At 69.3% G+C, this 24163-nt stretch carries 25 protein-coding genes and 1 pseudogene; 15 read left to right on the forward strand and 11 right to left on the reverse strand.

The features are described 5' to 3' along the window. Positions 1–27 precede the first annotated feature (27 nt). Positions 28–501 carry a CYTH domain-containing protein gene (locus BLQ76_RS02815; protein WP_090669547.1) on the reverse strand — a complete coding sequence of 158 codons (474 nt, stop codon included), beginning with the start codon at positions 499–501 and terminating at the stop codon, positions 28–30. A gap of 199 nt (positions 502–700) precedes the next feature. Between BLQ76_RS02815 and BLQ76_RS02820 the strand changes: the two genes are divergently transcribed. Next, positions 701–1750 (forward strand): acyltransferase family protein, encoded by a 1050-nt coding sequence (locus tag BLQ76_RS02820; protein WP_090668499.1) that lies wholly within the window; start codon positions 701–703, stop codon positions 1748–1750. Positions 1751–1810: 60 nt separating this feature from the next. Beyond that, positions 1811–2302, forward strand: a complete 492-nt coding sequence (locus BLQ76_RS02825) for a hypothetical protein (RefSeq protein WP_090668502.1) — start codon at positions 1811–1813, stop codon at positions 2300–2302. A 73-nt stretch (positions 2303–2375) separates the two neighbouring features. Here BLQ76_RS02825 and ilvD read toward each other — a convergent pair whose 3' ends face one another. From ilvD to BLQ76_RS02850, 5 genes and pseudogenes are all read right to left on the reverse strand, one after another. Further along, on the reverse strand, positions 2376–4211 hold the full coding sequence (gene ilvD, locus BLQ76_RS02830) for a dihydroxy-acid dehydratase (RefSeq protein WP_090668506.1): 1836 nt from the start codon (positions 4209–4211) through the stop codon (positions 2376–2378). Positions 4212–4421: 210 nt separating this feature from the next. Then, positions 4422–5360, reverse strand: coding sequence for a phosphatidate cytidylyltransferase (locus BLQ76_RS02835; protein ID WP_090668509.1), 939 nt, complete (start codon positions 5358–5360; stop codon positions 4422–4424). Then, the gene (locus BLQ76_RS02840; RefSeq protein ID WP_090668512.1) at positions 5360–5965 is read right to left on the reverse strand and encodes a lysophospholipid acyltransferase family protein; all 606 of its coding nucleotides are present in this window, start codon (positions 5963–5965) and stop codon (positions 5360–5362) included. Before BLQ76_RS02840 ends, BLQ76_RS02835 begins: the two co-directional genes overlap by 1 nt. Beyond that, entirely contained in the window at positions 5962–6606 is a 645-nt protein-coding gene (locus BLQ76_RS02845) for a CDP-alcohol phosphatidyltransferase family protein (protein WP_139183906.1), read from the reverse strand. Before BLQ76_RS02845 ends, BLQ76_RS02840 begins: the two co-directional genes overlap by 4 nt. 312 nt (positions 6607–6918) lie before the next feature. After that, positions 6919–7251, reverse strand: a pseudogene (locus tag BLQ76_RS02850) (dihydroxy-acid dehydratase domain-containing protein); the annotation flags it as partial. 106 nt (positions 7252–7357) lie between these two features. On the opposite strand from BLQ76_RS02850, the gene BLQ76_RS02855 reads away from it, so the two are divergent. After that, a complete protein-coding gene (locus tag BLQ76_RS02855; RefSeq protein WP_090668514.1) occupies positions 7358–7591 on the forward strand; it encodes a hypothetical protein in 234 nt (77 codons plus the stop codon). 19 nt (positions 7592–7610) lie between these two features. Here the strand turns inward: BLQ76_RS02855 and BLQ76_RS02860 are convergent, their stop codons facing one another. Then, positions 7611–7943, reverse strand: a complete 333-nt coding sequence (locus BLQ76_RS02860; protein WP_090668517.1) for a hypothetical protein — start codon at positions 7941–7943, stop codon at positions 7611–7613. Positions 7944–8195: 252 nt separating this feature from the next. Here BLQ76_RS02860 and BLQ76_RS02865 point away from each other — a divergent pair, with 252 nt between their 5' ends. The 3 genes from BLQ76_RS02865 to BLQ76_RS02875 are packed head-to-tail and all read left to right on the forward strand — an operon-like array spanning position 8196 to position 9801. Further along, positions 8196–9065 carry a DUF4123 domain-containing protein gene (locus BLQ76_RS02865; RefSeq protein ID WP_170842441.1) on the forward strand — a complete coding sequence of 290 codons (870 nt, stop codon included), beginning with the start codon at positions 8196–8198 and terminating at the stop codon, positions 9063–9065. Further along, the gene (locus tag BLQ76_RS02870) at positions 9062–9568 is read left to right on the forward strand and encodes an EndoU domain-containing protein (protein WP_170842442.1); all 507 of its coding nucleotides are present in this window, start codon (positions 9062–9064) and stop codon (positions 9566–9568) included. Before BLQ76_RS02865 ends, BLQ76_RS02870 begins: the two co-directional genes overlap by 4 nt. Next, positions 9565–9801 (forward strand): hypothetical protein, encoded by a 237-nt coding sequence (locus tag BLQ76_RS02875; protein WP_090668524.1) that lies wholly within the window; start codon positions 9565–9567, stop codon positions 9799–9801. The genes BLQ76_RS02870 and BLQ76_RS02875 overlap by 4 nt, the downstream gene beginning before the upstream one ends. 52 nt (positions 9802–9853) lie before the next feature. Here BLQ76_RS02875 and BLQ76_RS02880 read toward each other — a convergent pair whose 3' ends face one another. The 3 genes from BLQ76_RS02880 to BLQ76_RS02890 all read right to left on the reverse strand — a co-directional run bounded on the left by BLQ76_RS02880 (position 9854) and on the right by BLQ76_RS02890 (position 12915). Further along, complete coding sequence (locus tag BLQ76_RS02880) at positions 9854–11359, reverse strand: tripartite tricarboxylate transporter permease (RefSeq protein ID WP_090668527.1); 1506 nt, start codon at positions 11357–11359, stop codon at positions 9854–9856. A 9-nt stretch (positions 11360–11368) separates the two neighbouring features. After that, complete coding sequence (locus tag BLQ76_RS02885) at positions 11369–11857, reverse strand: tripartite tricarboxylate transporter TctB family protein (protein WP_090668529.1); 489 nt, start codon at positions 11855–11857, stop codon at positions 11369–11371. A 74-nt stretch (positions 11858–11931) separates the two neighbouring features. Beyond that, a complete protein-coding gene (locus BLQ76_RS02890) occupies positions 11932–12915 on the reverse strand; it encodes a tripartite tricarboxylate transporter substrate-binding protein (protein WP_090668533.1) in 984 nt (327 codons plus the stop codon). A gap of 506 nt (positions 12916–13421) precedes the next feature. On the opposite strand from BLQ76_RS02890, the gene BLQ76_RS02895 reads away from it, so the two are divergent. Next, positions 13422–15008 (forward strand): gamma-glutamyltransferase family protein, encoded by a 1587-nt coding sequence (locus BLQ76_RS02895; RefSeq protein ID WP_090669556.1) that lies wholly within the window; start codon positions 13422–13424, stop codon positions 15006–15008. A gap of 12 nt (positions 15009–15020) precedes the next feature. Here BLQ76_RS02895 and aroQ read toward each other — a convergent pair whose 3' ends face one another. Next, on the reverse strand, positions 15021–15452 hold the full coding sequence (aroQ, locus tag BLQ76_RS02900; protein ID WP_090668536.1) for a type II 3-dehydroquinate dehydratase: 432 nt from the start codon (positions 15450–15452) through the stop codon (positions 15021–15023). Between the two features lie 134 nt (positions 15453–15586). Between aroQ and BLQ76_RS02905 the strand changes: the two genes are divergently transcribed. From BLQ76_RS02905 to eutC, 8 genes are all read left to right on the forward strand, one after another. Continuing rightward, positions 15587–16468 (forward strand): glucosamine kinase nucleotide-binding domain-containing protein, encoded by an 882-nt coding sequence (locus BLQ76_RS02905; RefSeq protein ID WP_170842443.1) that lies wholly within the window; start codon positions 15587–15589, stop codon positions 16466–16468. A 111-nt stretch (positions 16469–16579) separates the two neighbouring features. After that, positions 16580–17692 carry an S-(hydroxymethyl)glutathione dehydrogenase/class III alcohol dehydrogenase gene (locus tag BLQ76_RS02910; RefSeq protein WP_090668542.1) on the forward strand — a complete coding sequence of 371 codons (1113 nt, stop codon included), beginning with the start codon at positions 16580–16582 and terminating at the stop codon, positions 17690–17692. Then, the gene (locus tag BLQ76_RS02915; protein ID WP_244519446.1) at positions 17689–18138 is read left to right on the forward strand and encodes a GNAT family N-acetyltransferase; all 450 of its coding nucleotides are present in this window, start codon (positions 17689–17691) and stop codon (positions 18136–18138) included. Before BLQ76_RS02910 ends, BLQ76_RS02915 begins: the two co-directional genes overlap by 4 nt. A gap of 37 nt (positions 18139–18175) precedes the next feature. Then, complete coding sequence (gene fghA, locus BLQ76_RS02920) at positions 18176–19018, forward strand: S-formylglutathione hydrolase (RefSeq protein WP_090668545.1); 843 nt, start codon at positions 18176–18178, stop codon at positions 19016–19018. A 27-nt stretch (positions 19019–19045) separates the two neighbouring features. Then, a complete protein-coding gene (gene gndA, locus BLQ76_RS02925; protein ID WP_090668548.1) occupies positions 19046–20479 on the forward strand; it encodes an NADP-dependent phosphogluconate dehydrogenase in 1434 nt (477 codons plus the stop codon). 177 nt (positions 20480–20656) lie between these two features. Continuing rightward, complete coding sequence (locus BLQ76_RS02930; protein ID WP_425285135.1) at positions 20657–21898, forward strand: PQQ-dependent sugar dehydrogenase; 1242 nt, start codon at positions 20657–20659, stop codon at positions 21896–21898. A gap of 91 nt (positions 21899–21989) precedes the next feature. Further along, positions 21990–23372: an ethanolamine ammonia-lyase subunit EutB gene (locus BLQ76_RS02935; RefSeq protein ID WP_090668554.1), complete on the forward strand. Its 1383-nt coding sequence runs from the start codon at positions 21990–21992 to the stop codon at positions 23370–23372. Beyond that, entirely contained in the window at positions 23369–24157 is a 789-nt protein-coding gene (gene eutC, locus BLQ76_RS02940) for an ethanolamine ammonia-lyase subunit EutC (RefSeq protein ID WP_090668557.1), read from the forward strand. The genes BLQ76_RS02935 and eutC overlap by 4 nt, the downstream gene beginning before the upstream one ends. The last annotated feature ends 6 nt before the right edge of the window (positions 24158–24163 follow it).

Raw genomic sequence — 24163 nt, forward strand, 5'->3', positions numbered from 1 at the left:
AGGTGCCGCCGCAGATAGGGCGCCGGTTCAGCCGCGAAAGGATGCCGGCAGGCCGTGCGCGGCGAGCGCCGCGTTGGTGTAGGCTCCGTCGCCGGTCACCTCCCGGTCCAGAAACGCGGGAAGCTCGATCTCGTGCGCCTCCGAAGGCAGTTCGATCTCGGCGAGCACCAGCGGCGCCAGCGCGCCCTCGAAGACGTCGATCTCGACGGTGAGCTCGCCATGCGGCACGCGGAAGCGCCGCTTGGCGACCACCTCGCCGCGCCGCGTCGCCTCCAGGCCCGCGGCATCGGCCACCGGTACCGGGTATTCGTACTCGCCCCGGCTGAGGCCCGCGCCGGTCTTGATGGTCAGCCAGGCTTGTCGCCCGTCGGCGACGCGCAGGCGCACCGATACGTCCTTGTCCATGGCGATATAGAACTGGCGGATCGCCCGACCGTCGTCGGCCAGCGACCGCCAGCTCTCGTCCCGTACCAGAAACTTGCGTTCGATCTCGATACCCATGCCGGCGTAACTCCGCAGCGGGCCCATGGGTTTCGCGGCGTCTCGCGCTCGAAAACCCATCCTTAAGCTTTCCCGAACCGGCGCACGCGCGGCGTGTGTCGGCTCGTCCCAGGGCCGGGAAGACGGCTAAGGTGTTGGAAGGAATCGCCGTGCCAAACTCGGCGCCGACGGCCCTTGCGTGACGACGATCGGCGCTGCGATGATCCTTTCGATCCAATACCTGCGGGCTCTGGCCGCGCTGATGGTGGTGCTGTTTCACGCCGTCGACGGACCGAGCCGGCTCGGCGACGGCGTCGATCTGCCGGGATTTCGGGCCGGCACGGCGGGCGTCGACCTCTTCTTCGTGATCTCCGGCTTCATCATCTGGTGGACGACGCGTGGCGCGCGCGCCCGCCCGTTGGATTTCCTGAGGCGCCGGCTCCTGCGCGTCGCTCCGCTCTACTGGCTCCTGACGCTGGTGCTGACGGCGGTCGCGATCGCAGCCCCCCAGATCCTCGGCTCGACGCGCTTCGACCCGGCGCACCTCCTGGCCTCGCTCCTGTTCCTGCCCTGGCCGCATCCGACGCTGGGCCACGACAACCCGGTGCTCTTCGTGGGCTGGACGCTGAACTACGAGATGGCGTTCTACGCGCTCTTCGCGCTGGTCCTGCCGCTGCGGGACGGACGACGGCTGGCCGCGGCGCTCCTGCTTCTGGGAGCGCTGGCGCTGCTCGGCCTCGCGCTGCGCGAGGGCAGCATGGCCTGGTTCTGGACGCGCCCGATCATTCTGGAATTTGCCGCCGGCCTCGTGATCGGCGCGCTGGCCGAGCGCGGCTGGCGCTTCTCGCGCATCGAGGCCCTAGGCGTCGGCGCGGCTGGAATGGCGCTTCTCCTGTGGGCCGGCACGGTGTTGCCCGAGCACGCGCCGCAGACGGGGCTGGCGGCCGCGATCGTGGTCATGGCCGCCGTGTTCGGGCGCGGCGAGGGACGGGATATCCCGGGATCGCTCGGCCGTTCTGTCGCCTTTCTGGGCGACGCCAGCTACTCGATCTACCTGACGCACATCCTGGTGCTGCCGGTGGTGCAGGTCGTCTGGGTGCGGCTCGGCCTGCCGGTGGCAGGCGCGGCGGGGCTCGCCTATCCGCTGGCCGCGCTCGCGGCCTGCTCGGCGGCGGGCGCGGCCTGCTATCTCTTCGTGGAGCGCCCGCTCGGCGCGTTCCTGTCGGGTCGACGCAAACCGAAGCCGTCGCGCCAATCCGCCCTGGCGTAGTGGTCAACTTCGAGCGCGGCCGCCACGCGACGGGCCGCCGAGATATGGAGCCGTCGAACCATGATCCATGCCTTGTCCGCCGTCCCGCTTCTGGTTCTCGCGATCCCGTTTGCCGCGATCCAGGCCGCTCGGGCCGAGGCGCTCGGGCCGCTCGTCGTGGTTCTCGAGGGAGCCGAGCTTCTGGGGCAATGCTCTCGCAGCGCTCCCGCGGACGGGGAAGGCACATGGCGGCCGACAGGCGCCGACATCGACAGACTTGAAGCCCAGCTGCCGACCGTCCTCGCATCTTCCGCCCTTGCGGGACAACGGATGCCGGAGCTTCCGACCGCCGCCGCCGTCCGGGTCGGCTGGATGCGGCAGTATGCCGGCATCGTCAGAAACGGCCGGCGATACGTCTACGGAAGCTTCTTCCCGGCACGGGGCTTTGCCGACGACCCTCGCTGGCGCAACGAGGCCGTGCGCATCTGCGGCGGCGGGCCGTTGGTCTTCGGTGTGGAGATGGATGCCGAAACACACGCGATCACGCACCGGAGCTTCAACGGCAGACGATAGGTCCCGGCAGGGGGCTGCGATCCCGCGTCGGGAGCGCGGCGGCGGATCCCCTTGGTCCCGCCGCCGGCCATCTTCAGTTCAACTGGCGCACGGCGCCGCGCGCGGCGCTGGTGGTGAGCGCCGCATAGGCCTTGAGCGCAGTGGTGACCTTGCGCTTGCGCGGCTCGGCGGGGTGCCAACCCCGATCGGCCTGCGCCTGGCGGCGGGCGCTCAGCGTCGCGTCGTCGACCGCAAGGTGGATGGAGCGGTTGGGGATGTCGATCTCGATCCGGTCGCCCTCCTCCACGAGGCCGATCGTGCCGCCTTCCGCGGCTTCCGGCGAGACGTGGCCGATCGACAGGCCCGACGAGCCGCCGGAGAAGCGACCGTCGGTGACGAGGGCACAGGCCTTCCCCAGGCCCTTCGACTTCAGGTAGCTCGTGGGATACAGCATCTCCTGCATGCCGGGGCCGCCGCGCGGGCCCTCGTAGCGGATCAAGACGACATCGCCCGGCACCACCTCGTTGGAGAGGATCGACTTCACCGCGGCGTCCTGGGACTCGTAGACGCGCGCGCGGCCCGTGAACCGGAGGATGCTCTCGTCGACGCCTGCCGTCTTCACGATGCAGCCGTCCTCGGCCAGATTGCCGTAGAGCACCGCCAGACCGCCGTCCTGGGAAAAGGCATGGGCCTTGTCGCGGATGACGCCCGTCTCGCGATCCGTGTCGACCGAGTCGAAGCGGCGCTCCTGGCTGAAGGCGACCTGCGTCGGCACGCCCCCGGGGGCGGCGGTGAAGAAGTCGTGGACGTTGCGGGCGCTCGTGCGCTTCACGTCCCAGCGCTCCAGCGCCGCACCCATGGTCTCGGAGTGGACGGTGTGGGTCGAGGTGTCGATGAGGCCCGCCCGGTCGAGCTCGCCCAGAATGCCCATGATGCCGCCGGCGCGGTGGACGTCCTCCATGTGGACGTTGCTGATGGCAGGGGCGACCTTGCACAGAACCGGCACGCGGCGCGACAAGCGGTCGATGTCGGCCATCGTGAAGTCGACCTCGCCCTCGTGGGCGGCGGCGAGCAAGTGCAGCACGGTGTTGGTCGAGCCGCCCATGGCGATGTCGAGCGTCATGGCGTTCTCGAAGGCGGCGAACGTCGCGATGCCGCGCGGGAGCACCGTCGCGTCCTCCTGCTCGTAGTAGCGGCGCGCGAGATCCACCACGAGATGGCCGGCCTCAACGAAGAGGCGCTTGCGGTCGGCGTGGGTCGCGAGCGTCGAGCCGTTGCCCGGCAGCGAGAGACCGAGCGCCTCGGTCAGGCAGTTCATGGAGTTGGCCGTGAACATGCCGGAGCACGAGCCGCAGGTCGGGCAGGCCGAGCGCTCGATGACCTTCATGTCCTCGTCCGACACGCGGTCGTCGGCGGCGGCGACCATGGCGTCCACGAGGTCGAGCTTCTTGACGGTCTGGTCGGGCCAGACGACCTTGCCGGCCTCCATCGGCCCGCCCGACACGAAGACGGCCGGGATGTTGAGGCGGAGCGCCGCCATCAGCATGCCGGGGGTGATCTTGTCGCAATTGGAGATGCAGACCATGGCGTCGGCGCAGTGCGCGTTGACCATGTACTCGACGCTATCGGCGATGATCTCGCGCGAAGGGAGCGAGTAGAGCATGCCGTCGTGGCCCATCGCGATGCCGTCGTCGACGGCGATCGTGTTGAACTCCTTGGCCACGCCCCCAGCCGCCTCGATCTCGCGCGCGACGAGCTGGCCGAGATCCTTGAGGTGGACGTGGCCCGGCACGAACTGCGTGAAGGAGTTGACCACCGCGATGATCGGCTTGCCGAAGTCCTCGTCCTTCATGCCCGTGGCGCGCCACAGGCCGCGCGCGCCGGCCATGTTGCGGCCGTGGGTGGTGGTGCGGGAGCGATAGGCGGGCATGGCGTCACCTTTGAAACGATCGGCTGCGAAAGCGTACCCGTGGGTACACCTTTCCGGCGCGGATGCCAACACCTGGGTCTGGAACCGCTCCAGATCGACCTTCTGCCGCCGGGAAAACGGCAAAATCCGGGTCGGGTCGCGGACCGTCCGGGCCCGCGGTGATTTTGCAGCGCGCCAGCCCCGAGGCATCGGAGAACCGACGTTCCCTGTTCAGGGCACGAAGACGTAGTTCACGAGGTGGAAGAAGAGGGGGGCCGCGAAGGTGACGGAGTCCATTCGGTCGAGCGCCCCGCCGTGGCCTTCGATCATGCGGCCCCAGTCCTTGGCACCCATGGAGCGCTTGACCGCCGACAGAACGAGGCCGCCGCAGAATCCCGCCAGAACGATCGCGAGCGCCAGCGCACCGGCTTGAACCGGCGAGAAAGGGGTGACCGGGTAGAGCGCCGCGCCGAGCAGCGTGGCCGCCGCGCCGCCGCCGAGAAAACCCTCCCAGGTCTTGGAGGGGCTCACCACCGGCGCGATCTTCCGCCGGCCCCAGAGCTTGCCGCAGATATACTGCAGGACGTCGCTCGCCTGCACCACGGCGACAAGGAAGAACAGGAGCAGGACGCTTCGCCCCTCGAAGCCGGGTATGCGCAGGAGAAGCAGCGCCGGCGCGTGGCTGATGCAGTAGACGGTCAGCATCAGCGCCCACTGCACCTTGGCGGTGCGGGCGAGAAAGTCGTCGGTGTCCCCCTTCAGGACCGCCAGGACCGGAAGCAGCAGGAAGGCGTAGACGGGGATGGCGATCGAGAAGAGCGACTGCCAGTCGTCCCAGATCAGCGCGTATTGCAGCGGCAGGAAGAGATAGAAGGCGGCGGCCAGCGCCCGATGGTCGGCCGGGCGCGTGGGCGTGAGCGAGATGAACTCGCGCAGGCAGTAGAACGAGGTCAGGGCGAAGAGCACGAGCGTCACGCCCTTGCCGAAGGTGAAGGCGAGCGCGAAGACCGCGATCATGCCCCACCAGGCGCGGATACGGGCGTTGAGGTTGTCGACCGTCGCGCGGCCCTCGGGGGTTTGGACGCGCCGCTGGAGAAGGCGGCCGGTGACGGAGGCCAGCGTCAGCACCACCACGAGGCCGGCGAACAGGCCCAGCAGCGCGGGGTCCATCAGCGCACCTCCGCGAGCGCGACGACCGCACCCCGCGCACGGGCCAGGAAGGCGTCCTTCTCCTCGCCGGGCGCCAGGTGCATCGGCGCGCCGATGCGCACGTGGCAGGAGATGGGGACCGGCAGGTAGGCGCCGCGCGGAAAGGCGCGCGAGAGGTTCTCGAGATAGATCGGCACGAGTTCGGCCTCCGGAAAGCGTGTGGCGAGCCGGAACAGGCCGGACTTGAAGGGACCGGGCAGCTTCTCGGGTCCCCGCGTGCCTTCCGGGAAGATCACCAGCGAATGGCCGCGCGCGAGCTCCGCTTCCAGGGGCTCCAGCGGATCCCGGCCGGAGGCGGTGCCCGCCCGGTCCACGAGCACCGAGTTCAGGAGGCCGATCGCGACCGCCCGGCGCAGGCGCCCCCGCCCCCAGTAGTCGGCGGCGGCCACCGGATGGGTCGTCGCGCGAAGGCTTTTCGGCAGGGCGGCCCAGAGAAGCACCGTGTCGAGGTGGCTGCCGTGGTTCGCGAAATAGATGCGCTGGCGGGGCGAGGGCTGCGCGCCGATCCAGTCCGGCCGGCCGCCGACCAGGAAGCGCGCGAGGGCGACGAGAAGATGGTCGATCATAGGGCGCGCTCGTGCAGGAGACGCGCCATGCGCCGCGTGCGCCGCCCGCACGTCCAGGCGGTGCCGAGCGCGATCGCGGCCAGCACCGCAAGGGAAACATAGGATGTGGAGGCGAAGAGGGCTTCCGCGAAGGCCAGGACCCCGCCGACGGTCAGCGCGGCCATGCGCTGGGGCTTGGCCATGGGGCCGCCGAAGTCCTGGCCAAGCCCGAGCGAGGCGCCGAAGGCCCTCAGGTAAGCGGTGAGGACGGCCAGCAGCGCCGCCGTGAAGCCGAGCGCGGGGAGGCCTGCCGCGTAGCCGAAGCCGACGAGCAGGACGGTGTCCTCCAGGCGATCGGGAATCTCGTTGAACAGGGCGCCGGTGGGCGAGCCGCGCCCGCCCTCCACCGCCACCATGCCGTCGAGGAGGTTGCACAGGAGGCGGAACTGGACGAGCAGCGCACCCGCCAGGAACAACCATGGATGCCTGGGCGCTAAGGCGAAGGCGAGGCCGCCGAGCGCGGCGAAGCCGACGCCAGTCGCCGAGATGGCGTTCGGCGTGGCGCGCGTGCGCAGGAGCGTCCGTGCCAAGGCTTGCGCCCAACGCGTGCCGCGCGAGGCGAGCGGGCGTCGATCCGCCGCCTCTCGTTCGGTTGCCGCCATGCCTTCGCACCCCCTCCGCGCCTGCTCGTCACCGGCACCCACGACTCCAACCTCTACGGGTGTCGCTGGACGGAGGGAAGGGCATCCTCGCAGGCCGGCCTTCGCCACGGACCGGTCGCAGACACGGTGGATCGCAAACGCTTCGGCAGGTTTCGACCCCTTCGAGCCATAGCCTGACGAAACCGCGCAGCCCAAAGCGGACGTTCACCCGCCTTTCGGTCTACGCCGGGGCCAAGCCAGCCGCGCTTCCGTTCGCATCCGACCATCAATCCCGTCCAGAACGGCAGTGCGCAGGACGTAGCCGAGACGCGACATCTCGGCATCCTCCCAATCGGCTACCGATAGGTCGCGACGATGGCGTGTCCGTAAGACGTCGCCGATGTTGAGGCGCAGCGCCGCCATCAGCATGCCGGGCGTGATCTTGTCGCAGTTCGAGATGCAGACCATGGCGTCGGCGCAGTGCGCGTTGACCATGTACTCGACCGAGTCGGCGATGATCTCGCGGCTCGGCAGCGAGTAGAGCATGCCGTCGTGGCCCATCGCGATGCCGTCATCGACGGCGATCGTGTTGAACTCCTTGGCCACGCCCCCGGCCGGCTCGAACTCGCGCGCGACGAGCTGGCCAAGGTCCTTGAGGTGGACGTACCGGTGGGTACACCTTTCCGGATCGGATGCTAACACTTGGGTTTGGAACCGCTCCAGACGCGGCTCCATATGGAGCAGGCGATCGCGGCATAAGGAGGACCTGATATTGGGTTCCATCGAGAACGACCACGACCTGATCGCCGAAATCGGCAATCTGATGCGGCGGATGTACGATCTCGGCCTGCCGAGGCAGCGGATGCAAGGCTTCTACGACGTCGGCAAATGGCTCCTGTGTTTCGAGGGAGCCTGGATGATGACCAAGGACGACCCCGCGCACCCGCTGCGGCGCGAACTCTCCTGGCAAGCGATCGAGCGTTGCTTCGCCGACGAACTGGCCTGAGGCCGTGATACGGTGGCGCTCACGATCCGTCGCGCAGCTTGTCCGTCAGGATGTACCCCGTTCCGTGCGTCTGGTCGAAGGGACGCCAGTTCTTCTTGTCTTCGAGAATCTGCCTGACGTCGCCCGTCACCGGCGTTGCAATACCGCCGGCTGTTGCTACCAGCCCGACCTCGTCCGCCTCGATCATGGCTAGGACGGCGGAGGCCACCTCGCCCCAGGAGACCACTTTACGCAGCCGAAGGTCGTCATCCCGGATCTCGCCTTCCGGCAAGGCCCAACAGGCCTCGTACAGACCCATGGCGTCCGCCATGACGCTGTCCTTGATGAGATCGTGCAGTTCCCGCTTGTTCATCGTCCCACTCCGAACCTGGTTTTGGAGCCGTCCTTCGAAACGAGGCCGTAGGGTGCATTGTGAAGGTCGGGACGCGAGGTGCCCGGTGTACCGTTCGGCATGATCCAGGGCGTAGGCATCTGCCAACCGGCAGAAAGGACAACGAACACGCGAAATGGAGTCTTCTCGTACCTTCCCATCCTGGCTTGCAAAGCTACCCTTAGAAACGCTGCACGCGATCCGCGATGCTACGGGAATGGGAGCCGGAACCCCATGGCTGACGAACTCCATGCCCTTCTGACCGATATGCCCGACCACCTCTTCGCGGTGGTGGATGGCGCCTTCTTCGATGATATCGCCACAGAGGTTGCCGCGATCGGATTAGAGGCTCAGCCTCTCTACGAAAGCGAGGAAGGGCGCCGCGTCGGCCCCCATCTCATCGCCTTTCGCGAGCGTGCGGCATTGGCGTCCCTACTCACCCATATCGGCTCTCGACCTGCCGCTGTCTTCTGGTCATGGACAGGTCAAGCTTCCACCTTGCGGCGCCATCTGCGCTCAAATGCAATGATCGACATTCCGGATAACGAGGGCGGTCGCGAAAGCGTCCTACTACGCTACGCGGATGCCAATGTCGTCGCATCGCTCCTCGATATCCTTGATGCGGCGCAGCGTGCGCAATTCATGGGCGAGGCGAGCGCGATCTCGATGCGGACGTCCGATCCTGTGCGGACCCGCTTCTTCCCCGTCGCACCTCAGAATGGCGAGCTTCGGCGAGGCGGGTTCCTTCGACTGTCGCCCGAACAACTCGCCGCCACCTCCGCAGCCCATCTGGAGCGCTCGCGCCATCGCGTCGCGGCCACGCTGCGCCGAGGCGCGCCCGATCAGGTCGATGCCTACTCCGAGGACAAGCTGTTGGAGATCGTCACAGCCTCTGAGGAACAGGGCCGACGGATCGGCATCCGCTCCGAACGCTCTCATGCTCGATGGGCCTATCTGAACATCCTCACACAAGGACGGGTTCTCGAGCAGCCCGGGGTTCTCGATTATATGCAGGATGGAAAGGCTTCACCGGACCGCAAGGTAGACCTAATGCTGCGCTCGGTGATCGTCGCTGCGCGTCGCGGTGCCGAGCGCCCGGTATGAGCGTCGCAGCTCTTCCATTCGTGGCGGGCGGACCGCCAGGATGGGTCATCGCAGGCGTGATCACGCTGGCGGGCATCGGCCTCTATGCGGTGTCGCAGTCGGGCGAGAGCGTCGAGACCGAGACGGAACCTCTCGATACGGAGAAGGAGCGGGAGGAAGCCTGCCGCAACTGCCGGAAGGACAAGAACGGCAACGATATCATTCCCGAAGACCGTGCCAAGCATATCTTGGACGGTGATAAGAGCGGTGGCGGTCACAGAGCGGGAACCGGGAAGCCGGGTAAGACAGAATTTCCTACGGATTGGTCCGATGACGACATCCTGGACGGCGTGGCCGACGTCGCACAAAACGGGCAGACGGTGCGTCCAGCCCATCGACCAGGCGAAGCGGTCAAGGGTGGTACGGTCCGCGACGTCGATATTGAGGTCGTGGTCAAGCCGGACGGATCGGTCAGAACCGGATATCCAACCGGAGGACGTGGTGTTGTGAGGAATCCTAAGTGAGCGCCGTCATACAGAACGACCACGACCTGATCGACGCGATCGACAGTCTGATGCGGCGGATGCACGATCTCGGCCTGCCGACGCGGTCGATGCAGGGCTTCTACGACGTCGGCGAATGGCTCCTGTGTTTCGAGGGAGCCTGGATGATGGCCAAGGACGACCCCGCGCACCCGCTGCGGCGCGAGCCTTCCTATCAAGCCATCGAGCGTTACTTCGCCGACGAACTCGCCTGAGGCCGGTGGCGCGGCGAGACGTCGGCCGGACGCCGCTTTCCTGGGTCTTGCCTCAGTCCTCCTCGACGAAGACCTCGTCGCGCTTGCGGCGGATGGCGGGCAGGAGGGCGACCACGACGGCGGCCAGGCCCAGCGCCAGGAGCGTGGCCGAGATCGGGCGCTCGAAGAACACCATCGCATTGCCGCGCGAGATGATCATGGCACGGCGCAGGTGCTCCTCGAGAAGGGGGCCCAGAACGAAGCCGAGCAGAAGAGGCGCTGGCTCGCAGCCGAGCCGGATCAGCGCATAGCCGAGCACGCCGAACACCCCGATGGCGTAGACGTCGAACGGGTTGTTGTTGATCGAGTAGCAGCCGATCGCCGCGAACAGGACGATCGCCGGGAACAGGACGCGATAGGGGATGGTGAGCATCTTCACCCACAGCCCGATCAGCGGCAGGTTCAGGATCACGAGCAGGATGTTGCCGATCCACATCGAGGCGATGATGCCCCAGAACAGGGCGGGCTGCGTGTTGATGACGTTGGGCCCCGGCGTGATGCCCTGCAGGATAAAGGCGCCGACGATCAGCGCCATCACGGGATGGGCGGGGATACCGAGCGTCAGGAGCGGGATGAATGAGGTCTGCGCGGCGGCGTTGTTGGCGCTTTCCGGACCCGCCACGCCCTCGATCGCGCCGTGGCCGAACTCGCGTTTGTCCTTCGCCATGTTCTTCTCCATCGAGTAGGAGGCGAAGGAGGAGAGGACGTGCCCGCCGCCCGGCAGGACGCCGAGGATCGAGCCGAGTACGGTGCCGCGCACCACGGGCATGCGGATGCGGCGGAAGTCCTCGCGCGTCAGCCAGAGGTTCTTGACCTCCTTCACGCCGATCTCGCGCGAGCGCTCGTTCTCAAGGTTGCGGAAGATCTCGGCGACGCCGAAGACGCCCACCGCGATCGAGACGAAGTTGATGCCCTGGTAGAGTTCGAGCTGGCCGAGCGTGAAGCGCGGCGTCCCGGTGTAGATGTCTTGGCCCACCGTGCCGAGCAGGAGGCCGAGGCAGATCATGGCGAGCGCCTTGATCACCGAGCCGTGGGCGAGCGAGATCGAGACGAGAAGGCCCAGAACGATCAGCGCGAAGTATTCCGGCGCGCCGAACTGGAGCGCCACGCGCGACAGCGGCGGGGCGGCGACCGCCAGAAGCAGCGTCGCGACCGAGCCGGCAAAGAACGAGCCGAGCGCGGCCGTGGCGAGCGCTGCGCCCGCGCGCCCCTTGCGCGCCATCTGATAGCCGTCGATCGCGGTCACCGCCGAGGAGCTCTCGCCCGGCAGGTTGATCAGGATCGCGGTGGTGGAGCCGCCGTACTGCGCGCCGTAGTAGATGCCCGACAGCATGATGAGGGCGGTGACGGGCGCGAACGTGAAGGTGATCGGCAACAGCATGGCGATCGTCGCCGTCGGCCCGATGCCGGGCAGGACGCCGACCAGCGTGCCGAGCAGCACGCCGATGAAGCACCAGAAGATGTTGATCGGCGTCAGCGCCGTCTCGAAGCCGAGCGCGAGGTTGGCGAGAAGATCCATCGTCGAACCTCAGAAAGCGAACAGGGGGCCGAAGGTCGGCAGCGTGATGCCGAGGCCGACCTTGAAGATCAGCCAGCAGAGCAGGGCCATCACGACCGCGATCGCGGCGGCGGACAGAAGCGTGTTGCGCACCGAGGCCATGGCAACCGCGAACGTGCAGACGAGGACGGTCGGAACCAGGCCAAGCTGCCCGCCGAAGCGCCCGAACACCAGAAGCGCCGCGCAGACCAGGACGACGCCCTTCCAGGCGACCGGCCCCGAGCTTTCCGCATGGTCGGGCGCGCGCAGGCCCGCCATCAGAACGAGGAGGCCGAGGATCGCGAGCAGGATCGCAAGCGTCATCGGAATGAAGCCCGGCCCCATGCGGATGGCGCGCCCCATGTCGTAGTGGGACGCTTCCCACCCGAAGGCGGCTGCGATCGCGACGAAGATCAGCCCCGCCACGACGTTTCGGTCGAGGCCGCGTCGTGTCGGCGCCGTCGTGCTGGTGTCGGTCATGGCTCCCCCTTGCGACCGTTCGCTCGATAGGAAAACCCGGGGCGCGTCCTCCCGCGCCCCGGGTTTCCGAAGGCTCAGTCGGCGTAGGTGCCGGCCGCTTGGATGATCGGGCGCCAGAGTTCGATCTGGGACTTCAACTCGGCTTCCAGCGCCTGCGGGGTGGCTTCCTCGGCCGAGACGGGCTGCGTGCCGAGCTCGGCAAAGCGCGACTTCACGGTCTCGTCGGCCAGCGCGGTCTTGAGCGCGGCGTCGAGCTTCTCGACCACGGCCGCGTCGAGGCCGGCCGGTCCGTAGAGGCCGTGCCAGACGCCGATCTCGAGCTTGGGCAGGCCGACTTCCGCCGTGGTCGGCAGGTCGGGCAACGAGGGCACGCGCGTCGGCGTGGTCACCGCGTAGGCCTTCACCTCGCCGGCCTTGATCTGGTTGGTGGTGTTGGTGGTCTGGTCGCACAGGAGGTCGACCTGGCCGCCCACGACGTCGGTCATGGCGGGAGCGGCGCCCTGGTAGGGCACGGTCACCATCTGGACGCCGACCGCCTCCTGCAGAAGCATGCCGCACAGGTGCGAGGCCGAGCCGATGCCGGCGTTGGCGTAGGTCGTGTCGGCGCCGTTCTCCTTGAGGTAGGCGAGAAGGGCGGAGGCGTCGGCCGGCTCGAAGTCCTTGCGCGCCACGATCGTCATCGGCACGGCGGTGATGAGACCGATCGGCGAGAAGGCCTTCAGCGGGTCGAAGGCGAGCTGGCGGTAGAGCGTCGGCGCGGTCGACATGCCGATGTGGTGGAGAAGCAGCGTGTAGCCGTCGGGCTTGGCCTGGGCGACCTGGCCGGCGCCCAGCGTTCCGCCGGCGCCGCCGACGTTCTGCACCAGGACCTGCTGCCCGAGCTCGCGCGACATGACCTGCGCGACGAGGCGCGCCACCGTGTCGGTGGGACCGCCCGCCGAGAAGGGCACCACCACGGTGATGGGCTGGGTCGGGTAGGACCCCTGGGCCGACGCCGCCGTGGCGGTGGCCGCTAGAATGGAAAGCGAGGCGAGAAGCCCCTTCACAAGCTTGGACATCGGTTCCTCCCAGAAACAACGGGCATGCCTTCACACGCCTTCCCCGCCGGTTGCACAGGATCGCCCATGATTTGTCCAGTGGTTCCAAGACCAGTCGCCGATTTTAAATTTTAGCTCATACAAATTCGTGCGCGATGTATCTGCGGACGGAACGCAAACTCTGAAGGAATACTGATCACGGCCCTGTGTGGTGCAGCGCCGTGGCATCGGACCCCGTTGCGATCCGAAAAGGGCCATTCTCGCGCAAGCTTGCGGGCGCAGCCTGGCCGCCGGGGCGTCGTCGCAGCGGCGTCCGGGTCTCTGCCGCCAGGGACCGGCGCTCTCGCACAGCCGCTTCGGACGCGCCGAGCCGGCCCGAGGCATACGGACGCTGCATGGCAGCCTCCACCACGACGAGGAACGAAACGGGGCTGACGCGGCGCGCCGGCTCCTGTATGCACCCCCCGCATCGCGCCACGCGGCCCCGCCAGATGCGGGTGCAGCCGCCCGAGGACCTTTTCCCCCGCATGCTCCAACGCGACTTCCAGAAGCCCGGCCGTTCGGTCGCCGTGTCCGACCGCGCCATGGCGGCCAGCTCCCATCCGCTGGCCACGCTCGCCGCCGTCGACATCCTGCGCGAAGGCGGCCATGCCGCCGAGGCGGCGGTGGCGGCGGTGGCCCTTCAATCGGTGATCGATCCCTTGATGACGGGCCTGGGCGGCGACTGCTTCGCGCTGGTCGCCGGGTCCGAGGGCGAGCCGCTCGCGCTCAACGGATCGGGTCCTGCGCCCCAGGCCCTGCGGCGCGGCGATCTCGTGGAACGCGGCCTGGCGCGCATTCCCGACGACAGCGTCCATGCCGTGACGGTGCCGGGCGCGGTGGAGGCCTGGATCCGCCTCGTGGAACGCTTCGGGCGTCTGGGGCTCGAGCGCGTGCTTCAGCCGGCGATCCGCGCCGCCGAGGACGGTTTCTGCGTGACGCCGCGCGTGGCCTACGACTGGGCCGCCTACGAGAGCCGCGTGTCGAGCCATGCGCCGGCGTGCGAGCAATACCTGCCGGGCGGCTCGGCGCCCGCCGTCGGTGCCCGATTCCACCAGCCCGCGCTCGCCCGCACGCTGCGCCGCATCGCCGCCGAAGGCCGCGCCGGCTTCTACGAGGGCGAGACGGCGGCCGACATGGTGCGCACGCTTCGCGAGGCCGGCGGCGTGCATACGGAGGAGGACTTCGCCCGCTTCCGCGCCTTCGAGACCGAGCCGGTCGCCGCGCCCTACAAGGGGCACGAGCTCCTGGAATGTCCGCCCAACGGGCAGGGCATCGCCGCGCTCATGATCGCACGCATCCTCGACGGGTTCGAGCTGAAGCCCATGGGCGAGGCCGACCGCATCCACGTCCTCGCCGAGGCCACCAAGCTCGGCTACGCCATGCGCGACGCGGTGATCGGCGATCCCGCGCGCGGCGAGACGCTGGACGTCCGGACGCTGCTCTCGGACCGCTTCGTGGAAACCTTGCGCGCCCGCATCCGCATGGACGAGGCGGCCGAGCCGACGGCCTGGACCGGGCCCAACCACCGCGACACGGTCACCGTGTCGGTGGTGGACGGCGACCGCAACGCCGTGTCGATCATCAACTCGATCTTCCACCCGTTCGGCTCGGGCATCTATGCGCCGGGCGCCGGCATCCTGTTCCAGAACCGCGGCTCCGGCTTCTCGGTCGAGGAGAACCATCCCAACGTCGTGGACGGCGGCAAGCTGCCCTTCCACACCATCATCCCGGGGCTTCTGCGCAAGGAGAAGCGCACCGTGATGGCCTTCGGCGTCATGGGCGGCCAGTATCAGGCGGCGGGCCACGCCCATCTCCTGTCGCAGATGCTCGACGTCGGGCTCGATCCGCAGGCCGCCAACGAGGCGCCGCGCTCGTTCGCCTTCGGCGACACGCTGACGATCGAGAACACGGTGCCCAAGGCCGTGCGTGCCGACCTCGAGGCCCGCGGCCACCGCACGCAGGTCGCCGAAGCCCCGCTTGGCGGCTGCCAGGCGATCTGGATCGACCACGAGCGCGGCGTCCTGCTCGGCTCGTCCGACCACCGCAAGGACGGCATGGCGCTGGGCTTCTGAGGCGCCCGGCCGTCAGGGCGCCAGCAGCGCCTCCAGCGCGAGGTGGTAGGACAGGTCGCCGAAGCCCGCGATCACGCCCCGGCACACGGGCGACAGGTAGGAGTGGTGCCGGAAGTCCTCGCGGGCGTGGACGTTCGACAGGTGCACCTCGATCACGGTCGCGCCGGAGCCCTTGATCGCGTCGCGGATCGCGACCGACGTGTGCGTGTAGGCGCCGGCGTTCAGGATGATGCCGTGCCCCGCCAGCCCCGCTTCCTGAACCAGCGTCACCAGTTCGCCCTCGCCGTTGCGCTGCTGGAATGCGAGCTCGGCGCGGCCCCCGGCGCGCTCGCGCAGCTCGTGCTCGATATCGTCCAGCGTCTTGGCGCCGTAGATCCCCGGCTCGCGCCGGCCGAGAAGGTTGAGGTTCGGGCCGTTCAGGACGAGGATCTGCGTGAAGGGCATGGATCGCGGCTCCGCTGCGCTGGAAGACGGGCCCGGCTCTAGCGGCTCGCTCGCGGTCGCGAAAGGGCGGGAGGCGCCGAACCGCCCGAACCTGTGCTAGGCCGGTTCCGACACCGGTTTGGGGAGCGGCGGGCTTGGCGGCGCAGATAGTGTATCTCGGGATCGATGCGGGCGGCAGCTCGTGCCGCGCGCGGCTGGCAAGCGACCGGGAGGTCCTGGGCGAGGCGCAGGTCGCGGGCGCCAGCAACGCGCGCCTAGGCGTCGAGGCGGTGTTCGAGCGCCTCCTGGACGCGGCGCGCGGCGCCTGGCGCAAGGCGGCCCTCGGGCCTCTCGATTTCGCGCGGCTGCGGGTCGGCGCGGGCGTCAGCGGCATCCGCCGTCCCGGCCTCATCGAGCGCTTCGCCGAGCGTCCGCATCCCTTTGCGTCGCTGCGCTGGGAGGACGACGCGGCGATCGCGGCGCTGGGCGCGCATGCGGGGCGCGAGGGCGGGGTGGTGGTGGCGGGCACCGGCTCGATCGCGGTGGGCTGGGCCGGGGGGCGTCGCCTGCGCTTCGGCGGCTACGGCTTCCCGGGCTCCGACGAGGGCGGCGGTGCCCGGCTCGGTCTCGCCGCGGTGGAGATCGCCTTTCTGGCCGCCGACGGCCGCCTCGCCGCCGGCGCCCTGACGCGCGATCTCCTGGCTCGTGCGCAGAACGATCCCCAGCGCCTCGTCGCCTTCTGCGACCAGGCCACGCCCGCCGACTACGCGCGCCTCTGCCCCCTCGTGCTGCACCACGCGGCCGGGGGCGACGCGCAGGCGCGCGAACTGTGCGTGGATGCCGGCGCCTCGCTCGCCGGCCTCGTGCAGTCGCTGCAGCGGGCGGGCTGCCCCGATGTCGCGCTGGTGGGCGGGCTGGCCGCCCCGCTTCGCCCCTTCCTGTCCGAGGACACGGCGCTCCTAGAGCCGCTCGGCGACGCGCTGGACGGCGCGCTGCTTCTGGCGGGCCGGCCCGCCGGGGCGATGTCGCGTTCCTGAAGGTCCGCTGTCGCGCGGGCGGTGGCGCACGGGCGGCGGGATCGTGTAGGCAGGACACCGACGCGGCGCATGGCGCCGGCGCCCAACGGGATCAGGATCGGGGAGACACCCATGCAGTCACGAGCCGCCGTCGCCTGGGAAGCGGGCAAGCCGCTGACCATCGAGACCGTCGAGGTGCGCGGGCCGCAGGCCGGCGAGGTGCTGGTCGAGATCATGGCGACCGGCGTGTGCCACACCGACGCCTACACGCTGTCGGGCATGGACTCGGAAGGAAAGTTCCCGGCGATCCTCGGCCACGAGGGCGCCGGCATCGTGCGCGAGGTGGGCGCGGGCGTCACGAGCGTGAAGCCCGGCGACCACGTGATCCCGCTCTACACGCCGGAATGCCGCAACTGTAAGAGCTGCCTGTCGCGCCGCACGAACCTGTGCACCGCGATCCGCTCGACGCAGGGCCAAGGCCTCATGCCGGACGGCACCAGCCGCTTTCGCTGCGAGAGCGACACCGTGTTCCACTACATGGGCTGCTCGACCTTCTCGAACTTCACGGTCTTGCCCGAGATCGCGGTGGCCAAGGTCCGCGAGGACGCCCCCTTCGACAAGATCTGCTACATCGGCTGCGGCGTGACGACGGGCATCGGCGCGGTGATCTACACCGCCAAGGTCTGGCCGGGCGCCAACGTCGTGGTGTTCGGACTGGGCGGCATCGGCCTCAACGTCATCCAGGGCGCGCGGATGGTGGGCGCCGACAAGATCATCGGCGTCGATATCAACCCCTCCAAGGTCGAGATGGCGCGTAAGTTCGGCATGACCGACTTCATCAACCCGCGCGAGGTCGGCAACGACAAGGTCGTGCAGGCGATCCTCGACCTCACGGGCGGGGGCGCGGACTTCTCGTTCGACGCCACCGGCAACACCGACGTCATGCGTCAGGCGCTGGAATGCTGCCACCGCGGCTGGGGAGAGTCGATCATCATCGGCGTGGCCGAGGCCGGCAAGGAGATCTCGACCCGGCCCTTCCAGCTCGTCACGGGCCGCGTCTGGCGCGGCACGGCCTTCGGCGGCGCGCGCGGCCGCACCGACGTTCCGAAGATCGTCGACTGGTACATGGACGGCAAGATCAACATCGACGACCTGATCACCCACACCATGCCGCTCGACGAGATCAACACCGCCTTCGACCTCATGCACGAGGGCAAGTCGATCCGCTCGGTGGTCGTGTATTGACGACGAGCCGCTGGGCTCCGTTCGCGGCGCTGTCCGGTCTCGACGTCCACGACATGCTCGCGCTGCGCTGCCAGGTCTTCGTGGTGGAGCAGCGCTGCGCCTTTGCGGAGATCGACGGGCGGGATCCCGACGCCGTCCACCTTCTCCTGCGCGGCGAGGACGGACGGCTCGAGGGAACCTTGCGCGTCTTCGCGCCGGCCGGCGAGAATGGGGCGGCGCGTATCGGGCGCATCGCCACCGCGCCGCACGCGCGCGGCCGCGGGCTCGGGCACACGATGATGCGCGAGGCGCTCCGCTTCTGCACCGAGCGCTTTCCTGGGTCCGCGATCGACCTCTCGGCCCAGGAGCATCTGGCCGCCTTCTACGGCGCGCACGGTTTCACCGCCGTCTCGGCCTCCTATCTGGAGGACGACATTCTCCACGTGGACATGCGCCGGCTTTCCTAACGGGACGCCGGTCCCTTCTTCATTCCAAGGAGTCCGAATGCCGCTCGACACGATCTCCACGGCCAAGAGCCACGGCGGAACACAAGGGGTCTACCGCCACCACTCGCGCACCACCGACACGGCGATGACCTTCGCGGTCTTCACGCCGCCGCAGGCCGAGACGGGGCGCGTGCCGGTTCTCTGGTATCTGTCGGGTCTCACCTGCACCCACCAGAACGCGATGGACAAGGCCGAGTACCGGCGCCTGGCCTCCGAGCTCGGCCTGATGATCGTCCTGCCGGACACGAGCCCGCGGGGGCCGGGCGTTCCCGACGAGGAGGGCAACTGGCAGTTCGGCTCGGGCGCGGGCTTCTATCTCGATGCCACGCAGAAGCCCTTCGACGAGAACTACCAGATGTATTCCTACGTGGCCGACGAGCTGCCGGGATATCTGGCCACGCATTTTCCCGCCGACATGAACCGGCAGGGCGTCATGGGCCATTCCATGGGCGGGGCCGGCGCCCTGTGCCTGGCGCTGCGCCATCCCGAGCTCTACCGGAGCTGCTCGGCCTTCGCCCCGATCACCCAGCCGACCACGGCGGACTGGTCGAAGCCCGCCTTCGACAAGTATCTCGGCGCCAGTTCTCGCGCGCAGCGCCTCTACGACCCGACCCGCCTGATCGAGGACGGCAAGCGCTTCCCGGAATTCCTCGTGGATCAGGGAACGGCGGACCCCTTCCTCGACACGGGCCTTCGCCCGCGCCTTCTGGAGGATGCGTGCCGCCATGCCGGCATTCCCTTGCGACTCAACATGCGCGAGGGCTACGACCATTCCTACAACTTCATCTCGACCTTCATGGACGATCACCTGCGCTGGCACGCCGAGCGGCTGCAGGCTTGAGTTGATAACCGGGCGGGGGACCTGAACATGAGCGAAACCGGGGCACGCGCCGATCTCGGCGTCTTGGGCATGGGCACGATGGGCGCGAACCTCGCGCTGAACTTCGCCGACAACGGCGGGTTCACGGTGGCGCTCGGCAACCGCACCGTGGAAAAGAGCTACGGCGTGCGCGACAGCAATCCGGACCTCGCCCCCCGCCTGGTGCCGACCGACTCGATCGAGCACATGATCCAGACGCTCAAGAGCCCGCGCGTCGTGGTGATCATGGTCAATGCCGGTCAGCCGGTGGACGACCAGATCGCGCTGGTCCTGCCGCACCTGGACAAGGGCGACATCCTGATCGACGCCGGCAATGCCGACTTCAACGACACCGTGCGCCGCGAGGCCGCCGTGCGCCCGACCGGCGTCCACTTCGTGGGCATGGGCGTGTCGGGCGGCGAGGAAGGGGCGCGCCACGGCCCCTCGATCATGGTGGGCGGCGACCGGGCGGTGTGGGAGCGCCTGAAGCCGCTGCTCGAACCCATCTCCGCCAAGTACGAGGGCGTCCCGTGCGTCGACTGGCTGGGCGAGGGCGGCGCCGGGCACTTCGTGAAGACGCTGCACAACGGCATCGAATATGCCGACATGCAGATGATCGCCGAGGTCTACGGCATCCTGCGCGACGGCGTCGGCCTCAAGGCCGGCGCCATCGGCGACATCTTCGCCGACTGGAACACGCGCGGCCTCTCGTCCTACCTCGTCGAGATCACCGGCGTGACGCTGCGCGAGACCGATCCCGACACCGGCCAGCCGATGGTCGACGTGATCGTCGACGAGGCGGGGCAGAAGGGCACGGGCCGCTGGTCGGTGATCGAAGCGCAGAAGCTTGGAATCGGCGCCACCACGCTGGAGGCCGCGGTCTCGGCGCGCGGCGTCTCCTCGCGGCGCCGCGAGCGGGCCGAGGCCGCGCGCGTCTTCGGCGACATCGCGCTGCCCGGCGCGCAGTTCCATGCCGACCGCGACGGCTTGGGCGAGCTCGAGTCGGCGCTGGAATGCGCCAAGCTCATCGCCTACGCGCAGGGCTACGCGACGCTCGCCGAGGCGAGCCGCGAGTTCGGCTGGAACCTGCCGCTCGGCACGATCGCCCGCATCTGGCGGGCGGGCTGCATCATCCGCTCCGCGTTCCTCGACGACATCGCCCAGGCCTACGAGGCGGGCGAGGTGGTGAACCTCCTTCAGGCGCCGAGCTTCCGGGACCGCATCGAAGCCGGACAGGCGAACCTTCGCCGCGTCGTGGCCAAGGCCGCGTTGGCCGGCCTGCCAGTGCCCGCGCTCTCGGCCGCGCTCTCCTACTTCGACGACTACCGCCGCGCGCGCGGCACCACCAACCTGACGCAGGCCCAGCGCGACCTGTTCGGCGCCCACACGTTCCACCGGCTCGACCGCGAGGGCACGTTCCACCATCGGTGGCCGCAGGTCTGACGCGCCCGATCTGATCGCGCCGCTCTCACATCCGTGGGAGCGGCGTTGCCTGGCGGGCCGAACCTCCCACCTCCGGCGTCGACACGCTCTCGCCCGAGGTTTTGACCCATGCGCTCTTCCGCTTCCACGGCACGCTTCGCGCTGCTTCTCGCCGGCACGCTACTTGGCGGCGCGGCGATGGCCCAGGACACCAACAGTCAGGGCGAACGCCTGCCCCATGTCGACGGCAATGCGCCCGCCACCGGCACGCAAGCCTCCACCGGCACGCCGGTCGAGACCGAGGCGGCCAACGTGCCGAGCCAGGAGCCGGCCTTTGCGAACCAGACCCGCGCGCCGCAGCCCGCCGCGCAGCCGGAGATCCGTCGGGAAACCGTGGCCGAGGGCCTGCCCAACGGCTGGGCCATGGAGTTCCTGCCCGACAACCGCATCTTGTTCGGTGCCAAGGGCGGCCAGATGATGATCCTTCCGGCGGTGGGCCAGGAAGGCGAGCCGATCGAGGTCTCCGGTGTGCCCGAGGTGGCCTCCGCGGGCCAAGGCGGCCTTCTCGACATCGCGCTCGGCCCGAACTTCGCCGAAGACGGGATGATCTACTACACGTTCGCCGAGCCGCGTGGGGGCGAGGGCAACGGCACCTCGCTCGGCCGCGCCAAGCTGATCATGGCGGACGCCGGCGCCCGGCTCGAGAACGCCGAGGTCATCTTCCAGCAGATGCCGACCTACGACGGCGACAAGCATTTCGGCTCGCGCATCGTGTTCGACCGCGACGGCATGCTGTTCCTGGGCGTCGGCGAGCGTTCCGACACGCCGATCCGCGACCAGGCGCAGGATCTGGGTTCCGGCCTCGGCAAGGTCTTCCGCCTGAACGCCGACGGCTCGGTGCCGCAGGACAACCCGTTCGTCGGCCGCGACGGCGCACAAGCGGCGATCTGGAGCTACGGCCACCGCAACATCCAGTCCGCGACCCTCGGGCCCGATGGACGCGTCTGGACGATCGAGCATGGCGCGCGCGGCGGCGACGAGCTGAACCGCCCCGAAGCCGGCAAGAACTACGGCTGGCCCGTGATCACCTACGGCGAGGACTATAGCGGCAAGCCGATCGGCCAGGGGATCACGGCCCAAGAGGGCATGGAGCAGCCGATCTACTACTGGGACCCGGTGATCGGCCCCTCCGGCATGGCGATCTACGCGGGCGACGAGTTCCCGGAATGGCGCGATGCGATCCTGGCCGGCGGTCTCGTCACGCAAGGGCTCGTGGTGCTACGCATGGATCAGGAGGGTCGCGTGGCGAGCGAGGAGCGCGTGCCGCTGGACGCGCGCATCCGAGACGTGAAGGTCGGACCCGACGGCGCCGTGTACGCCATGACCGAGGTGCGCAACGGCGGCGGATCGACCATCCTTCGCCTCACCAAGGCCGACTAACAGCCGATTTGACGAGCCGCGCGCGCTGCCTCTCTATGCGGGGAGGCGGCGCGCCGATCCCCATGCGTCGCGCCGACCCGGAGGTCGCGCCGTGGACGTGGAACTGTTGAAGACCCTTCTGGCCCATGCGACGCCCGCCCGCTCGGGTGACGCGCTGGCGGGCGTGATCGCGCCCGATGCCGCCAGCCGCGTCGCGGCCCAGCGACGCCTTGCCGACACGGGTCTTCTGGAAATCCTCGAAACGCCCCTGATCGACCCGGACCGCGACGAGGTCTCGGCGCTGATCCTGGCGCAGCACGACGCGGCGGCCTTTGCGCCGATCCGCGCCTGGTCGGTCGGCGACCTTCGCGACTGGCTGATCTCGGACGCGGCCGACCCGGAGGCCATCGCGACCCTTCAATGGGCGCTGACGCCCGAGATGGCGGCCGCCGTCGCCAAGATCTCGCGCAATCAGGACCTCATCGCGATCGCCGCCAAGCGCCCCGTGGTCTCGCGCTTTCGCACCACCGTCGGCCTGCCCGGCCGCCTGTCGGTGCGCATCCAGCCCAACCATCCGACCGACGACGCGCGCGGGGTCGCCGCCTCGATCCTCGACGGCCTTCTGTTCGGCTGCGGCGACGCAGTGATCGGCATCAATCCCGCAACCGACAGCCCGGAGGCGACCGTGCGCCTCCTGCGCCTGATCGACGAGTTGCGCACGGGGCTCGACGCGCCGATCCAGTCCTGCGTCCTCGCCCACGTCACCACCGCGATCGCGGTGATGGAGCGCGGCGCGCCGGTCGATCTCGTGTTCCAGTCGATCGCGGGCACGCAAGGGGCGAACCGCTCCTTCGGCATCGATCTCGCCATCCTGCGCGAGGCGCACGAGGCGGCGCTCTCGCTCCAGCGCGGCACGGTCGGGCAGGACTGCATGTATTTCGAGACCGGCCAGGGCTCGGCGCTGTCCGCCAACGCCCATCACGGTATCGACCAGCAGACGCTGGAGGCCCGCGCCTACGCGGTGGCGCGCGAGTTCCAACCGCTTCTCGTCAACACGGTGGTCGGCTTCATCGGCCCTGAATACCTCTACGACGGGCGCGAAATCACGCGCGCGGGGCTGGAGGACCATTTCTGCGGCAAGCTGCTCGGCCTGCCGATGGGGGTGGACGTCTGCTACACCAACCATGCCGAGGCCGACCAGAACGACATGGACAACCTCCTGACGCTGCTTGGTGTGGCCGGCGTCAACTTCGTGATGGGCGTGCCGGGCTCCGACGACGTGATGCTGAACTACCAGTCGACCTCGTTCCACGACGCGGCCTACATCAGGCGTGTCCTGGCCAAGCGCGCGGCGCCCGAGTTCGAGGCGTGGGCGCAAGGCATGGGCCTCTTCGACGCCGCGGGCTTCCTCGTTCCCGAGGACGGTGCGGCGCTTCTGGCCGACGCTCGCTTCGACCGCCTCCTGCGCGCCGCGCGGCTGGAGATCGCGGCATGAGCGGGGAGGAGACGCATCCGCTGGCCCCTTTACGGGCGTTGACCCAGGCGCGCATCGCGCTCGGGCGCCGGGGCGGCGGCCTGCCGACCGGCGCCCATCTCGACTTTGCGGCCGACCACGCGCGGGCGCGCGACGCGGTCCATGCCGATCTCGACGTGGCGGCGCTGCGGCGCGACCTGGAGGCTCGGGGCCTTGCGAGCGTCGAGGCGGCGAGCCGGGCGACCAGCCGCGCGGTCTACCTGCGCCGGCCCGACCTCGGTCGCGCGCTGGACGAGGCCTCGCGCCAGGCGCTCGAAGCGCTGCGCGAGGCGGAGGGCTTCGATCTCGCGATCATGGTGGCCGGCGGGCTTTCGGCGCTGGCCGCCGAGCGGAACGGCGCGTGCGTCGCAGCCGGCATCGCAAAGGCCGTCCCGCGCCGCTGGCGGCTCGCTCCGGTCGTGGTGGCGCACGAGGCGCGCGTGGCGCTGGGAGATGCCGTCGGCGAGGCGCTGGGGGCGCGTCTCGTGGTGATACTGATCGGCGAGCGGCCGGGCCTGTCCGCCGCCGACAGCCTGGGCGCCTACCTGACCTATGGCCCGCGCGTCGGCCTGACCGACGAGAGCCGCAACTGCATCTCGAACATCCGTGCCGGCGGCCTCGCCCCGGGGCAAGCCGGCGCGCGGATCGCCGCGCTTCTGCGCCGGGCCGATGCGCTGGGCGCCAGCGGCGTCGCGCTGAAGGATGATGAGGCGATCATCGAGGGTGTGGCGGCGCCCGCGCTGGCGGACCCCTCGTCGCAGCGCTGAACCAAC

This window comes from Aureimonas jatrophae, from assembly GCF_900104035.1.
GTDB lineage: Bacteria > Pseudomonadota > Alphaproteobacteria > Rhizobiales > Rhizobiaceae > Aureimonas > Aureimonas jatrophae.